The sequence below is a fragment of the Arenibacter sp. S6351L genome (genome assembly GCF_023016025.1).
Lineage (GTDB): Bacteria > Bacteroidota > Bacteroidia > Flavobacteriales > Flavobacteriaceae > Arenibacter > Arenibacter algicola_B.
The window spans coordinates 1-15,640 of record NZ_JALKBB010000039.1; the positions used below are offsets into that span (position 1 = coordinate 1).

A 15,640-nucleotide genomic window follows, 5' to 3' on the forward strand; every position below is an offset into this window, starting at 1 on the left:
GTATTCAATAATGGTCAATGATTTATTGACACTATATAGGTTGACGGAACAAAGGAACGGCCTATTTTTATTTTAGTAGTAAATCAAGGGGTTTTCACACCGGGTGTAGGTAGGCGTCCATAGAGCATTTCACCTTAGTGAAAGCGGCCTGGACGCTGCGGCCGTGCAAAGTCCGTAGATTTCAAGAAAAGAAAAATCAGCCTAGCGTTTTTTGGTTCGTTTTTTGGGCGATGCAAAAAATGAACAGAACACGAACTCTGGGATAGTCTATCCTATCTTTATCCAATTCACACACAACTTTTGGGATTGATCCGAAGTTCCAATAAGTGATCTATTAGAAAAATTGCCTTACATATCTAGAAAATAAGCCTTATTTTCATAATATGGCATTTAGCTAAAATTGGAATGCCACAAATTATATACAAATACCTATGGGCAAAAGAGTTATCATCATCGGATCTGGGTTTGCATCGCTTTCTGCATCCTGCTATTTGGCAAAACAGGGATACGATGTGTCTATTTACGAGAAAAACAAGACCGTTGGGGGCCGAGCTAGGCAATTTGTCCGGGATGGTTTCACTTTTGATATGGGGCCAAGTTGGTATTGGATGCCGGATATATTTGAAAGTTTTTTCAATGATTTTGGCAAAAAAACATCGGACTACTATCAACTGGATAAGTTGGATCCTGCCTATAACATTTACTTTTCGGACGATGTTATTACCATAGGGGATAGTATGGACAAGATTTGCGAAGAATTTGAGCGAATTGAAAAAGGCAGTGCAGAACCTTTGCGCAAGTTCATTAATAAAGCACAGGACAATTATGAAATCGCCATTCACAAGATAGTCCTTCGCCCGGGCCTTTCCCCTTTGGAATTGGTTAGTAAAGATACCATAGTGCGTCTGGACCAGTTCTTTAAATCTATAAGTGACGAGGTCCGAAAACGTTTTAAAAACCCAAAACTAATTTCTACCCTAGAATTTCCAGTGCTGTTCTTAGGGGCCAAGCCCAGCAAAACCCCATCCTTTTATAGTTTTATGAATTTTGCCGATTTTGGACTGGGCACCTGGCATCCCAAAGGCGGAATGCACCAGGTTATTAGAGCCATGGAGCTTTTGGCTTTGGAATTGGGTGTCAAAATTTACACAGATCAGGCAGTAACAAAGATTGAAGTAACCAAGGGCAAGGCCACAGGCATTAGTGTTAATGGAAACACCATTAAAGCAGATGTTGTACTGAGCGGTGCCGATTACCACCATTCGGAAACATTGTTGGACCAACAATTTCGCCAATATTCCGAAGCATATTGGAACAAAAAAACCTTTGCCCCGTCCTCCTTATTATTCTATGTGGGGTTTGATAAAAAATTACAAAACGTATCCCATCATAACTTATTTTTCGATACCAGCTTTGAACAACACGCCAAAGAAATATATGATGACCCCAAATGGCCCGAAGCACCGCTCTTCTATGCCAACTTTCCGTCCATCACAGATTCCAGTATGGCTCCCGAAGGATGTGAAACAGGCTTTTTCCTAATTCCCATTGCCCCAGATTTGGAGGACACCCAAGAACTCCGAAATAAGTATTTTGATATTATTTTAAACAGGTTTCAAAAACTTACCGGGCAACAAGTAAAAAATAGTATTCTTTTTAAGGAAGACTTTTGTGTAAATGATTTTATTGACCAATACAATTCCTATAAGGGAAATGCCTATGGCATGGCCAATACCCTGTTGCAAACTGCCTTTCTTAGACCCAAATTACACAGTAAAAAAGTAGATAATCTATTTTTCACCGGCCAGCTTACCGTGCCTGGTCCAGGCGTACCTCCAGCCCTAATTTCCGGAAAATTGGTGTCGGAACTTATTGTTAAATATCAGAAAACTTAAATATGAAGTCAATTTTTGATACCGTTTCCCTGGAATGCAGTAAGCTCGTCACCGAACATTACAGCACCTCCTTTACCTTGGCCACCAAAATGTTGGCTCCGTCCATAAGAGGGGATATATATAACATTTATGGCTTTGTACGGTTTGCCGATGAAATTGTGGACAGTTTTCACGATTATGATAAGTTGTTTTTATTGAATAAATTTGAGAAGGATTTGAAGGATGCTCTGGAACACAAAATAAGTCTTAATCCCATTCTAAATTCATTTCAACATACCTTCCACAAATATGACATTCCACTGCATTTGGTGACCTCATTCCTGAAGAGTATGCGGATGGACTTGGAAAAAAGGATTTGTCTTACGGATAGCCAGTATCAGGAATATATTTATGGCTCCGCGGATGTGGTTGGCTTAATGTGCTTAATGGTTTTTGTACAGGGAGACCAAATAGAGTATGAAAAACTTAAACCCTCAGCTATGGCCTTGGGATCTGCTTTTCAAAAGGTGAATTTTTTAAGGGACTTAAAAACAGATTTTGAAGATTTGAACAGAACTTATTTCCCGAACACCAATCTCCAAAATCTGACAGAGGAAGCCAAAAACAAAATTGTTGAAGAAATAAAATCCGATTTTAAATTGGGATATTCCGGCATAATTCAATTGCCCCGTGAAGCTAAATTTGGTGTTTATACAGCATATAGATATTATTTTAAGTTGTTGAAAAAATTGCAGGACACGCCTTCATCGCAGATCATGGGTACTAGAATACGGGTTTCCAATCTACACAAATTTAGATTATTGGCCAATTCGTATATTAACTACAAATTAAAACTGGTTTAGGATGAAAATGTTGATTTGGATTTTAATTTTCTTCGCCACTTTTTCCTTTATGGAATTTATGGCCTGGTTTACCCATAAATATATTATGCATGGTTTCTTATGGTCATTGCACAGGGATCACCATAAAAAGGACCACGATTCATGGTTTGAAAGAAACGATGCATTTTTTTTGTTCTACGCCGCGGTCAGCATGACTTTCTTTTGGCTAGGCTCCCAAACCGATTTTTGGTACGGATGGCCCTTAGGGTTTGGCATATTGGCTTATGGAGCCGCTTACTTCCTGGTTCATGATATTTTTATACACCAAAGGTTTAAATTGTTCAGAAATGCAAATAATTGGTATGCCAAAGGGGTAAGGAGAGCTCATAAAATGCATCATAAACATTTAGGAAAAGAGGACGGGGAATGTTTTGGAATGCTAATGGTACCCTTTAAGTATTTCCAAAAAAAAGAAAAATAGAATTAGGGCCCTAATACTACTTACTTAACAGGCCGTCTATAAGCGCCCTTGTTTTGCTACTGTTCCAATCTGCAGCACCGGTTTCCGCTACAACAATTTTACCTTCCTTGTTAATAATGTATGTAGTTGGAAGGAGCTTGGATCTAAGCGTTTTAGGCGTTTCTGAAGCAGGATAGTAAACAGGGAGATCCAAATTCTTTCTTTTTAAAAAGTTCACCACTTTTTGACGGTCGTCCGAAGTAACGAACATAAACGTAACCTTATCACCATAATCATTATATAGATCCTGCATACTCGGCATTTCCGCTACACATGGAGGACACCAAGTTGCCCAAAAATTTACAAGGATTACCTTTCCCTTTTGATCTTCAAAATCAAATGACCTATTTTCCAAATCGGTCAATTTCCACTGATACGAATCCAAAGGAACCTGCACCCCCTCCTTTACCATTGCAGCACTTGTAGATAACAATTGGCTAGCAAAAACCTTTACTTTAAATCCTAGCGGAGTAAATAACAACACCAGAACGGCAAGAATAAAAACACCGTTAATAATCCACTTCTTGTTAGGTACCATCATATAGTCTCTATTTAGCAATAAGATCGTCCAAGATGGCCTTTACCTTGTCATTGTCCCAATCCGCTACCCCTTCCTTACTAATTACTATCCTTCCCTCCTTATCCAACAAATAGGATCGTGGTGGTTTGGAACCATCTACAGGCATGGGATCCCCTACTATGGAATAAGTTACCGGAAAAGTAAAACCGTGATCCTCCATGAATTTCTCTACCGGTTCCCTTTCCTCATTGGTAATGATATAAAAATCTATCTTACCCTTATAATCATCATATAATTTTTGGATACTTTCCACTTCGGCCTCACTTGGAATATTCCAAGACCTCCAAAAATTGATAAAGACAACACGACCTTTAGACTTCTTAAAATTGAAGAAATTCCAATTGGCATCTTTTAATTTCCAATTGTAATCCTTAATCTGTCCCCTATTGATTTCTTTAGTTACTTCCGGTGAAAAGGAGAACCATTTATTTAACAACACCTTGCTATAGTCGCCCAAGGGCGTTACAAAAAAAGATAGAATTAAAGCCATAAAGGCGATGTTCAAAACAGTTTTTTTACGAATTTTCATTTAATTTATCCTTTTGTCAAAACTAAAAAACTCCTGATGAATATCAGGAGTTTTTATAAAGTATTTACAACACTAAATTAAGCCGCGTTCTCCCTTTTTATAACGTTAAGGGCGGAGCCTTCATTAAACCATTCAATCTGCGATTGATTATAGGTATGGTTTAATTTAATAGTGTCCTTAGAACCATCTTTATGTACCAATTCCAAGGTAATTTGCTTTTCTGGGGCAAAATCCTTTATATCGATAAAGTTGAAGGTATCGTCCTCTTGTATCAAGTCATAATCACTTTCATTGGCAAAAGTTAATCCCAACATACCTTGTTTCTTAAGGTTGGTTTCATGGATACGTGCAAATGACTTAACGATTACCACAGCTACACCCAAATGTCTTGGCTGCATGGCAGCATGTTCACGTGACGATCCTTCTCCATAGTTATGATCTCCCACAACTACTGTTTTTATGCCAGCGGCCTTGTAAGCCCTTTGTGCATCAGGAACACCAACATACTCTCCAGTAAGCTGATTCTTTACGAAATTTGTCTTTTTATTGAAGGCATTTACCGCTCCTATCAAGGTGTTATTGGCAATATTATCCAAATGACCTCTAAAACGCAACCAAGGACCAGCCATGGAAATGTGGTCTGTAGTACATTTTCCAAAGGCCTTGATCAATAATTTAGCCCCTTGAAGACTTTCCGGTTTTATAGGAGTAAAAGGATCCAACAATTGCAAACGTTCTGACTTGGGATCTACCTTTACTTCAACACTCGAACCATCTTCCATTGGTGCCAAATAACCTACATCTTCCACTTCAAATCCTTTTGGAGGCAATTCAATCCCCAATGGCTCGTCCAATTTAACTTCTTGTCCGTCCTCATTGATCAATGTATCGTTCATTGGATCAAAATCCAATCTACCTGAAATTGCAATTGCAGCCACCATTTCTGGGGAACCTACAAAAGCGTGGGTATTTGGATTTCCATCTGCCCTCTTGGAAAAGTTACGGTTAAAGGAATGGACTATAGTATTCTTCTCATCACCTTTTAGATCACTACGATCCCATTGTCCTATACATGGACCACAGGCATTGGTAAATACCGTTGCTCCCAAATTTTCGAATATCTGCAACAAACCATCACGTTCCGCTGTAAATCTGATCTGTTCAGACCCTGGATTGATACCAAAATCCGATTTTGGTTTTATCTTTTTATCAACAGCCTGCTTGGCAATAGAGGCAGCCCTGGTCAAATCCTCATAAGAAGAATTGGTACAAGACCCTATTAGCCCCCAATCCACTTTTAAAGGCCATCCGTTAGCTTTCGCCTTTTCTCCCAACTGCCCTACCGGAGTAGCTAAATCTGGGGTAAATGGACCATTAAGATGTGGCTTAAGCGTGTTCAGATCTATTTCTATAATTTCATCAAAATATTTCTCAGGATTGGCATATACCTCAGGATCTGCAGTCAAGTAATCCTTAACGGCATTTGCTGCATCGGCAACATCATTTCTATCCGTAGCCCTTAAATATCTTTCCATAGAGGCATCATAACCGAAGGTAGAGGTAGTAGCCCCAACTTCAGCGCCCATGTTACATATGGTACCTTTACCGGTACAAGAAAGATTTTTGGCACCTTCACCAAAATACTCTATTATGGCTCCGGTACCACCCTTTACGGTTAGTATACCAGCCACTTTTAAAATAACATCCTTGGCAGATGTCCAGCCAGAGATATTACCGGTTAATTTTACTCCTATCAATTTTGGAAACTTAAGTTCCCAGGCCATTCCGGCCATAACATCCACAGCATCGGCCCCACCTACACCAATGGCAACCATTCCAAGACCCCCGGCGTTAACCGTATGGGAGTCGGTTCCTATCATCATTCCTCCAGGAAAGGCATAGTTTTCAAGAACTACTTGGTGAATAATACCAGCACCTGGCTTCCAAAAACCAATTCCGTACTTATTGGAAACAGATTCCAAAAAATTAAAAACTTCGGCACTGGAAGTATTGGCAACTTTCAAATCTGCCACAGCTCCACTTTTTGCCTGTATAAGGTGATCACAATGAACTGTAGTTGGTACAGCTACTTTTGGTTTTCCAGCCTGCATAAATTGTAACAATGCCATTTGCGCAGTAGCATCCTGACAAGCGATTCGATCCGGTGCAAAATCAACATAGTCCTTACCTCTATTAAATGCCTTGGTAGGCGTACCGTCCCACAAGTGGGAATACAAAATTTTCTCTGAAAGGGTTAAAGGTTTTCCAACAATTTCACGCGCCTTATCAACACGTTCGGACATGTTGGCATACACCTTTTTAATCATATCAATATCGAATGCCATTATCTATAAAATTTTAGTTTAAGTTATTCTTCAAAATTAAGAAAATACCTTACGTTTATAAAACTTTTAAACTAAGAATACGACAAGAATACGCCAATTTTATGTAATTGTAAAAAAGATTGCCCTTATAGGAATGTAAATGCAATAAATTTCATTTTTTTGAGCCTATAAAAATCGAGTAATTCTTGCTTATTTTAGTCTACTATAAAAGCTTTCGAATAATATCCTCTTCGGAAATTCCTTCGGCCTCCGCCTTATAATTTTTAATAATCCGATGTCTCAGGATTCCCAACGACACTGCTTTGACATCTTCAATATCCGGAGAAAATTTACCGTTCACGGCAGCATGTGCTTTAGCTCCCAATATTAAATTCTGGGAAGCTCTAGGCCCTGCCCCCCAATCTATGAACTGCTTTACAAATTCCGAAGCACTATCTTGATTCGGTCTTGTGCTATTCACTAATTTCACTGCATATTCCACCACATTGTCGGGAACTGGAATTCTACGGACCAAATGTTGAATATCCATTATTTCCCCTGGAGTAAACAAAGGAGTGATTTCATGCTTAAAATCGGAAGTTGTTTCCTTTACTACCTTAATTTCCTCAGCGATAGATGGATATTTCAATTCTATGGCAAACATAAATCGATCCAATTGCGCTTCGGGCAATGGGTAGGTGCCTTCTTGCTCTATTGGGTTCTGGGTTGCCAAAACATAATAGGGCAAATCCAATTTATATTGATTACCAGCTATGGTCACCGCTCGTTCCTGCATGGCCTCCAACAGGGCTGCTTGGGTTTTGGGCGGGGTACGGTTTATTTCGTCGGCCAAAATTATATTGGAAAAAATTGGCCCTTTTATGAACTTAAAGTTCCTATTTTGATCCAATACCTCACTACCTAGTATGTCACTGGGCATAAGATCTGGGGTAAATTGAATCCTTTTAAAACCCAATCCCAAAGCCGAGGCAATTGTATTTACCATGAGGGTCTTGGCCAAACCCGGAACTCCTATAAGCAAGGAGTGCCCCCCAGTATAAATAGAAAGTAGTATTTGATCTACCACTTCCTCCTGCCCAATAATTATTTTGGCTATTTCCTTTTTAAGAACCTTATTTTTTTCAACTAGAGCCTTAATTGCAGCTACGTCTGACATGCATTTATTCCTTTACCCAATTATTTGCAAAATCACAATCTTTATTCGCGGAATTAACACTCACATAGGTATCTTCAATATGCTCGTCCATCCATTTTTTAATGGCATTATACTGCTTTTCCCTAAGCGCCAATTCCTGAATCTTTATATAATCCTTTGCAAAATCGGCAACATGTTCATCATAACGATTGGTGATTTTCATGATTTTGTACTTGGGAGCGCCTCCTCTGGGATCATTCTCCAGAATTGGCATGGAAATTTCATTGTCCTTAATGTCCCTCACTTGGTTATAGAGCGATGGCTCCATTTTGGTAAGTTCAAATCTGGAGCTATAGTCCTGTGGGTTTCTTAATAAACCTCCGTCAAACTTGGTTTCCTTTTCATCGGAAAAGTTTAAAGCTGCGGCCGCAAAGGTAAATTTACCATCCAATACGCCTTTTCTTATGCTATCCAATTCCTTCTTTGCATCATCCAATTCTTTTTGGGATATCTCCGGGGTTATAAGAATGTGTCTTAGATCCAACTCACGGCCCCTAATTTTTTCAACATATATAATGTGATAACCAAAATCGGTTTCGAACGGTTCTGAAATCTCACCTTCCCTCAAACTAAAAGCCACATCCTTAAATTCCTTAACAAATGGAGTCTCACGGGTCATACTGTAAAACCCACCTTTGGATTTGGATCCGGGATCTTGTGAATATAAAATAGCCTTCACGCTAAAGCTAGCATCATTTTCCTCAATATCTGCCTTAATCCCATTTAGTTTATCTATAACTTTTTGCTTTTCTTCATCGGAAGCCTTGGGCTGCTTTACGATTTGGGCAATTTCCAACTCCGCACCAAAAACGGGTCTCTCATCCACTGGAATCTTATTAAAGAACTGCCTAACTTCCTCCGGAGTAATCTCTATTTCCGAAACAATTTTGTTCTGCATTTTTTCGGAAAGCATCCTTAACTTGTTGATCTTGTATAGTTCTTCACGAAAACTGGCCTCATCATCCTTTTTATAATAATTTAAGACTTTCTCCATGGAACCGATCTGGGACACCAGTTGTTGCAACTGTCTATCCCCTTGGGCATTTACCTCATCATCCGAAACCAAAATACTATCCTGAACAGCCTGATGCGCATATAAGCGATCTTCCATTAACTTGCCCAAAAGGCCGCATCTTGTTACATCGGCAGTGGAAGCCCCTTGACTCTTAAGATCTATCAAAGTTTTTTCTATATCCGATTCCAAGATTACATAATCTCCTACCACAGCAGCTATCCCGTCCAATTTTATCCTTTTAAAATTGTTGACAGTATCGTTTTTCGAAATCATGGATTCCTCCACAATTACCTCTTGTGGTTCTACCTGAGTGTCTGGAATATTTTCTGATTCCTGTGCAAACATCATCCCTGTCAACAATAAAATAGAAAGGGAAAAACCTGTTTTAATTACCTTGTTCATAAACTTCAAATTCTTTTTCTTTAATAGCTTCATCCATTACCTCTACCTCCAATTTTTTCATATAATCCAACTTCCTTCTATTTAAAAGCAGTTGTTTAATGGTAGGTTCAATATAAGTAAGGGGAGCAATATCGTTGATTTCCAACATATCGTTTACCTTCGCCAAATATACCCCTAAAGAGTCCTGTAATTCAAAAAATTGTGATTTTTTTAAGTACTTGTCCTGATTTTCAACGGTTAACGGAGTAATTTCTTCCATAACCCGAAAAACATTTACCCAAATAGAATCGTTAAAATTGACTTTACTAAATTGTACACTAATAGAATCCAAATAGCGTTTATCCGATTCCTTAAAATCCCTTAATTTCTTGGCAACCAAATCCTTGTCCAAATATTGTATAGGCAATTCTACAAACCTCAACTGTATTATCCGTTCCTTCAATTTAAAATTTTCCTTTTCGCGCTCATAGAACTCAGTGAGCTGGGAACGGGTTATAGCGGTATCATGGGATTGAAGGACCAATGCCTCCTTATAGGCCCCTGTGTATAAATCTGTTCTGTAATTGGACACCAATTGCTCAAAATATTCCAGCTTCTCCTCGGGAAGATTTATTTTGGCCTTGGAAAGCAAAAGTTGTTTATAAGCCCAATTATTAATATAATTATTGACCAAAGAGGTACTGTCCTCCTTGGACATATTGGTCAAAAGCAACTCTTTTAAATCCTCCTTGTACAAATAGGTTTCCCCTACCCGGGCCACAGGAATTTTGTCTTCCTTCTTCTTAAAAAGGGAATCACAGGATATAAAAGTGCATAGCATTACTACACTCAGTAAAAATATCGAGACTTTTTCCAGCTTTATTTCACAAAAATCCATTCCGCAAATTTAGCAATTAAGCAGCATTATGCAAGTCTTCATTTCCCAATAAAAATCCCCAACATTTATCGGATGGTTTACTGCCTATGTTATTCCTTTTATTATTAATTTTATTCCATGGCGGATAGACAAATAAAACTAATTTGGGATTTTAGGGGTGAATCGGCCCAGAATACAGCGAAGCACCACAAAATACATCTTGAAGAATATGTGCTGGCACAAAATTTGACCTTAAACATTACAGGAAATACGGACCTAAACAATATGCACTCCATTGCATATATGGTTGTAAACGAATCCGAGATGATTGCCGTTAGGGATGCCTTAAAACCGCATCGAGGTGAAGTCTACACCCCAATAGACTAGCCAAAATATAAGTAATAAAACCCATGGGCAGAAGATTCTTTTTTCACATTATCGCCATAACGACCCTGCTTTTTTCATGCGCCACACCTATTGAAGATCCAGACTTATTGAGTATGGCCCTAGCCTCCGACAATTCCAAAATAAGGAACGTTATGGATAGCTTGGCCCAATATGAGCTACAAGTTAGGTATACCCGAATAGACAGGATAAAGGACAGCATAATTTTTACAGACTACAATTTTCAGGTTAAAGACAGCAACTACTTCTACCCGGCAAGCACGGTTAAAATCCTAACCGCCGTCCTTGCTCTAGAAAAATTGAACGAAATGGATTCCCTGGACCTATACACCCAATTTTATGTGGAAGGCGACTCACTGGAAACAACATTTGCCAACGAAATCTCCAAGATTTTTGCAGTAAGTGACAATGAGGCCAATAATCGACTTTTGGAATTTTTAGGTCAGGACAGAATAAACCAAAGTTTGAAGGACAAGGGCATAGCAGCTGTGCGCATCTCCCATCGACTTTCAACGGAAAATGCTTTTGAGGTAACTACAAGGCCACTTATTGCTTACTTAAACGACACCACAACAACTTGGTTAAAACCGAGTGTGAACAAACCCCCAGTACCCTTGGCCCTGAACGGGATAAAAAAAGGAATGGCCTATTACGAAGAGAACACCCTAATTAATGAACCGTTCGATTTTAGCTTAAAAAATTATTACCCTCTTAGCACCCAGAATGAAGTGCTAAAAAGGATAATTTTCCCGGAACAATTCCCGAAAAACGAACGATTCAATCTTAGTCCCGACCAACATAGTTTTCTCCTAAAGGCCATGAGTGACCTTCCCAAAAACATGGGGTACGATGAAATGGATTATTATGATGGTTATTGTAAGTTTTTTATGTTCGGAGATACCAGGGATACCATTCCGAAATATCTCAAAATATATAATAAAGTAGGCAATGCCTATGGCACTATTACGGATTGTGCCTATATAACAGACAGTAAAAATCATGTGGAATTTATGCTGGCCGCCACCCTTTTGGCCAATAAAAATGGGGTTTTCAACGACAACACCTATGAGTACGAAGATATTGGACTTCCGTTTTTAGCACAATTGGGTAGAGAGATCTACAATTTAGAAATAGCCCAAAAACAACGACAATGACAGCCTTAAGCTTTGACTCCTTTACCAAAAAAATCTACATCAAAACCAATATGGAAAAAATCTATTGGGCCTGGTGTACAGCTGAAGGGATTACGTCTTGGTTTTTGAGCAAGGCCACTTATATATCACCTGATGGCCGTGCCAAGACAGCACAAGAGATTATTGCCGAAGGGGACAGCTATATCTGGGAATGGCACAATTGGGACGGTCAGGAAAAAGGAACAGTAACAAAGGCGAACGGCACGGATTTTTTTGAAATCACCTTTGCCAATGTTTGTAAGGTTTCGGTTTCACTCGAAGACTGTGGCGATGATATACTTTTGACATTAAAACAATACAGCATACCCACAGATGATGACAGCAAATTAAACATCCATTATGGCTGCAGCAACGGATGGACGTTCTGGTTGGCAAATCTTAAGGCCTTTTTGGAATATGGCATTTTGTTGAATGAAACACAAAATGATCTGCGACACCAACCTCTCGCAGGATTTGAATTTGTGAATATTTAGGGGATGTCAATATTATAAGAATTTAACTAGTTTAAGGACAGCAACAAATCTTCTTATTTCCTATTTTTGGGCATTTTTCAAAAATGATAACAAAACCTCGTATCGCCCTAATTATCGGAATAGTTTGTATTTCCATATTCCCGGTATTGGTGAAACTGAATTATACTCCGGGCCTTATTTCCGCCTTCTATCGCATGGCTATCGCGCTAAGCATAATCTTGCCTTATGTTCTATTTACCAAACAATTGAAAATCCCGGATCTGCGCACATTATTGCTTACCATTATTTGCGGAATATGTTTTGGATCTGACGTGGCGGTTTGGAATATTGCCATTCAGGAATCCACGGCCACACAAGCATCGTTCTTGACCAACCTATCCCCGGTTTGGGTGGGCATCGGTACATTTTTCTTTTTAAAACCCAAACCCTCCATTAATTTTTGGATAGGTACCGTTATTGCCCTTATAGGAATGGTTACCTTGGTAGGATTTAAATTCTTTGCCCATCTTTCTTTTGATATTGGCTTTAGTTTTGGATTATTGTCCGGGGTATTCTATGCCATCTATATTCTAATTAGTAAAGAAGTGCTGGCCAAGACATCTGTCTTAAACTTCATGACCCTTAGTCTAATTTCTTCTTCTTTCTTTTTAGGGATCCTATCATATGTGCTAGGGGAGCCTTTTAACGGCTTCTCAAATATTGGTTGGTTTGTACTTTTTATCCAAGGATTGGTCTGCCAGCTATTGGCATGGTTGTCCATCAGCTATTCCACCCAACATATGCGGGCCACAAGAGTCTCCTTAAGTCTATTGGCACAGGCCATCTTGGCCACTATTCTGGCTTGGATATTTCTCAACGAGCTAATTACCCCACAAATGATTCTTGGAGGCATTATCCTACTCTTTGGAATACGACTTACCTTTTACGACAAGCCACTTGTTCCACCGATAAGGAAAAAGGTTAAACTCCCGCCTCTTTAATGACTTTCAAGGTCTTTTGTAGTCCGGTCTTGGCCACCTCCAACAAATCCATACTGTGGTACTCCGGATTGTACAGCTCCAAGGAAATACAGCCATTGAAACCCGTGCTTTTAAGGTCTTTTAAAATCTGTGGCAACGGTAAAATTCCGTCACCTGGAAAAACACGATGTTTGTCCTCCATATCTTTTAACTCTATGCCTTTAGGTGCATCGTTAAACTGAAAAATAGCAAAAATATCACCGTTCAAAAGCCTTAATCCTTCAAAGCCTCCTTCCGAAATGTACATATGATATACATCCGGTATTATTTTGGCTTTCGGGTGATTGGCATCCAAGGCCACAGCTGTGGCCTGACCCATGGTCTTGAGAGGGAACATCTTAACAAATACCAAGGCCGGTATTACATTGTACTCCTTTATTCCAATTTCCAATAATCTTCGATAGCAGGACGCAACAAAGGCAACATCATAATTCTCCCCCACCTGATTGGGTATGGCCTGTACATAGGTACAGCCTATTTCAGATGCCATTCTCATTCTATTTTTGGTGGCTGCCAAGGAATTTTGAAACTCTTCCTCATTCTTGGGAATGCAACCCCATAACCCTATCATACTGGGCACAAACAATCCGGCTTCCTTTATTTTAGCACCTAATTTCTTAAGATCGCCACCACTCTTCTCATATTCTGCCAAATCGCTGTCCCAGGGTTCTATAGCATCGTAGCCAGCCGCTATGGCAATCTCTACTTTTTTTTCCAAACCCTTTGCAGGTCTAATGGTCGCCGTATCCAAACAGATAGGCCACGGACTCTGTCCGTTTTGATATCTTTTTTCTTTCTTTGGAATTTCCATCGGCAGGGTGTTGGCCAATGAGACTGTAGCAACACTAGCAGTTGCTGCACCTGCAATAAAGGATCTGCGATTCATATTAATGTCTGTTATTCGACTAAAATATGAAAAAAAGTGAAGTATATGTTACTTGAAGGCAAGAACCGAAGGTTTAAGATTCAAAATAAAACCAACAAGACATCAAATGGCACAAAGATCATTTACCCTGTGGCCAGTGAAACCAATTACAACTAAAATTTAATTGATTATCCTTGAATAGGCTCCCCGTAAAGGTCAAAATCTGCTGCTTCAAAAATATGAAGATCAACAAATTCTCCTACTTTCAGATAATGCTTTGCAGCATCAACCAAGACTTCGTTGTCCACATCGGGGGAATCGAACTCCGATCGACCCACAAAATATTTACCTTCCTTACGGTCTATAATACAGCGTAAAGTTTTACCCACTTTTTCTTGGTTCAACTCCCATGAAATCTGTGATTGCAGTTCCATGATCTCCGAAGCCCTTTGTTGTTTCACCTCTTCAGGAACATCGTCTATCAAATTATAGGCGTGTGTATTTTCCTCATGGCTATAGGTAAAACAGCCCAATCTTTCAAAACGCATTGCTTCTACCCAACTTTTCAAGGTTTGAAAATCTTCCTCGGTCTCCCCGGGATAACCAACAATCAAAGTGGTCCTAATGGTCATTTCTGGTACTGCAGCCCTAAAGTCCTGCAACAATTTTGTTGTTTTGGCCTGAGTAGTTCCCCTACGCATGCTCTTTAATATAGCATCTGAAATATGCTGCAATGGAATATCCAAGTAATTACAGACCTTAGGCTCTCGTTTCATCACTTCCAGAACATCCATAGGAAATCCGGTAGGGAAAGCGTAATGCAATCGGATCCATTCAATGCCGTCTACCTTCACCAACTCGTTCAGCAATTCTGCCAAATTCCTTTTCTTATAAAGGTCCAATCCATAATAGGTAAGGTCTTGAGCAATAAGGATCAATTCCTTAACCCCTTTGGCTGCCAATTTATTAGCTTCCGTGACTAGATCCTCTATACGGGTACTCTTATGTTTGCCCCTCATGATGGGGATGGCACAGAAAGAACAAGGACGATCACATCCTTCAGCAATTTTTAGATAGGCGTAATTTTTTGGAGTGGTCGTTAGCCGTTCCCCTATAAGTTCATGCTTATAATCGGCCCCCAAGGCCTTTAACAAATTGGGCAATTCACTTGTTCCGAAATATTCATCCACATTAGGGATCTCTTTTTGCAGGTCCGGTTTGTATCGTTCACTTAAGCAACCTGTAACAAATACCTTATCCACTTCCCCAGCTTCCTTTTTTTGAACGTATTCCAAAATGGTATTTACACTCTCTTCCTTGGCATTGGCAATAAAACCACAAGTGTTTATAACTACAACATTCCCTTCCTCCTCATGCACAACTTCCTTATTGTTGGCCGTCAATTGCCCCATCAATACCTCTGAATCGTACACATTCTTGGAACACCCCAAGGTTACAACATTAATCCTATTCTTCTTAAGTGATTTAGTACGCATATTTTTGAAATAAAGTGCAAAAGTACAACTT

Annotated in this window: 15 protein-coding genes; 7 read left to right on the forward strand and 8 right to left on the reverse strand. The window is 39.4% G+C overall.

The window, feature by feature from the left end; genetic code table 11:
* Nucleotides 1-431: 431 nt before the first annotated feature.
* The 3 genes from crtI to MWU82_RS21980 are packed head-to-tail and all read left to right on the forward strand — an operon-like array spanning nt 432 to nt 3,197.
* Nucleotides 432-1,895 carry a phytoene desaturase family protein gene (crtI, locus tag MWU82_RS21970; protein ID WP_247097941.1) on the forward strand — a complete coding sequence of 488 codons (1,464 nt, stop codon included), beginning with the start codon at nt 432-434 and terminating at the stop codon, nt 1,893-1,895.
* A gap of 2 nt (nt 1,896-1,897) precedes the next feature.
* On the forward strand, nt 1,898-2,737 hold the full coding sequence (locus tag MWU82_RS21975) for a phytoene/squalene synthase family protein (protein ID WP_247097942.1): 840 nt from the start codon (nt 1,898-1,900) through the stop codon (nt 2,735-2,737).
* A gap of 1 nt (nt 2,738) precedes the next feature.
* The gene (locus MWU82_RS21980; protein WP_247097943.1) at nt 2,739-3,197 is read left to right on the forward strand and encodes a sterol desaturase family protein; all 459 of its coding nucleotides are present in this window, start codon (nt 2,739-2,741) and stop codon (nt 3,195-3,197) included.
* 16 nt (nt 3,198-3,213) lie between these two features.
* On the opposite strand, the gene MWU82_RS21985 is transcribed toward MWU82_RS21980, so the two are convergent.
* The 6 genes from MWU82_RS21985 to MWU82_RS22010 all read right to left on the reverse strand — a co-directional run bounded on the left by MWU82_RS21985 (nt 3,214) and on the right by MWU82_RS22010 (nt 10,179).
* Nucleotides 3,214-3,777, reverse strand: a complete 564-nt coding sequence (locus MWU82_RS21985; protein WP_247097944.1) for a TlpA disulfide reductase family protein — start codon at nt 3,775-3,777, stop codon at nt 3,214-3,216.
* 7 nt (nt 3,778-3,784) lie between these two features.
* On the reverse strand, nt 3,785-4,345 hold the full coding sequence (locus MWU82_RS21990) for a TlpA disulfide reductase family protein (RefSeq protein WP_215947160.1): 561 nt from the start codon (nt 4,343-4,345) through the stop codon (nt 3,785-3,787).
* 77 nt (nt 4,346-4,422) lie between these two features.
* The gene (locus tag MWU82_RS21995) at nt 4,423-6,690 is read right to left on the reverse strand and encodes an aconitate hydratase (protein WP_247097945.1); all 2,268 of its coding nucleotides are present in this window, start codon (nt 6,688-6,690) and stop codon (nt 4,423-4,425) included.
* Nucleotides 6,691-6,892: 202 nt separating this feature from the next.
* Nucleotides 6,893-7,846: a MoxR family ATPase gene (locus MWU82_RS22000; protein WP_215947162.1), complete on the reverse strand. Its 954-nt coding sequence runs from the start codon at nt 7,844-7,846 to the stop codon at nt 6,893-6,895.
* A 4-nt stretch (nt 7,847-7,850) separates the two neighbouring features.
* A complete protein-coding gene (locus MWU82_RS22005) occupies nt 7,851-9,302 on the reverse strand; it encodes a peptidylprolyl isomerase (RefSeq protein ID WP_247097946.1) in 1,452 nt (483 codons plus the stop codon).
* Nucleotides 9,286-10,179 carry a peptidyl-prolyl cis-trans isomerase gene (locus MWU82_RS22010; RefSeq protein WP_215947164.1) on the reverse strand — a complete coding sequence of 298 codons (894 nt, stop codon included), beginning with the start codon at nt 10,177-10,179 and terminating at the stop codon, nt 9,286-9,288. The genes MWU82_RS22005 and MWU82_RS22010 overlap by 17 nt, the downstream gene beginning before the upstream one ends.
* A gap of 117 nt (nt 10,180-10,296) precedes the next feature.
* Here MWU82_RS22010 and MWU82_RS22015 point away from each other — a divergent pair, with 117 nt between their 5' ends.
* The 4 genes from MWU82_RS22015 (at nt 10,297) to MWU82_RS22030 (ending at nt 13,209) form a co-directional block, all read left to right on the forward strand.
* The gene (locus MWU82_RS22015; protein ID WP_247097947.1) at nt 10,297-10,545 is read left to right on the forward strand and encodes a hypothetical protein; all 249 of its coding nucleotides are present in this window, start codon (nt 10,297-10,299) and stop codon (nt 10,543-10,545) included.
* A gap of 23 nt (nt 10,546-10,568) precedes the next feature.
* The gene (locus MWU82_RS22020) at nt 10,569-11,717 is read left to right on the forward strand and encodes a serine hydrolase (RefSeq protein WP_247097948.1); all 1,149 of its coding nucleotides are present in this window, start codon (nt 10,569-10,571) and stop codon (nt 11,715-11,717) included.
* The gene (locus tag MWU82_RS22025; protein ID WP_247097949.1) at nt 11,714-12,229 is read left to right on the forward strand and encodes an SRPBCC domain-containing protein; all 516 of its coding nucleotides are present in this window, start codon (nt 11,714-11,716) and stop codon (nt 12,227-12,229) included. The genes MWU82_RS22020 and MWU82_RS22025 overlap by 4 nt, the downstream gene beginning before the upstream one ends.
* An 83-nt stretch (nt 12,230-12,312) precedes the next feature.
* Entirely contained in the window at nt 12,313-13,209 is an 897-nt protein-coding gene (locus MWU82_RS22030) for a DMT family transporter (RefSeq protein ID WP_215947168.1), read from the forward strand.
* Here the strand turns inward: MWU82_RS22030 and MWU82_RS22035 are convergent.
* On the reverse strand, nt 13,190-14,134 hold the full coding sequence (locus tag MWU82_RS22035) for a sugar phosphate isomerase/epimerase family protein (protein WP_247097950.1): 945 nt from the start codon (nt 14,132-14,134) through the stop codon (nt 13,190-13,192). The two genes, MWU82_RS22030 and MWU82_RS22035, sit on opposite strands and share 20 nt — an antisense overlap.
* 167 nt (nt 14,135-14,301) lie before the next feature.
* The gene (gene rimO / locus MWU82_RS22040; protein ID WP_247097951.1) at nt 14,302-15,609 is read right to left on the reverse strand and encodes a 30S ribosomal protein S12 methylthiotransferase RimO; all 1,308 of its coding nucleotides are present in this window, start codon (nt 15,607-15,609) and stop codon (nt 14,302-14,304) included.
* Nucleotides 15,610-15,640 lie beyond the last annotated feature (31 nt).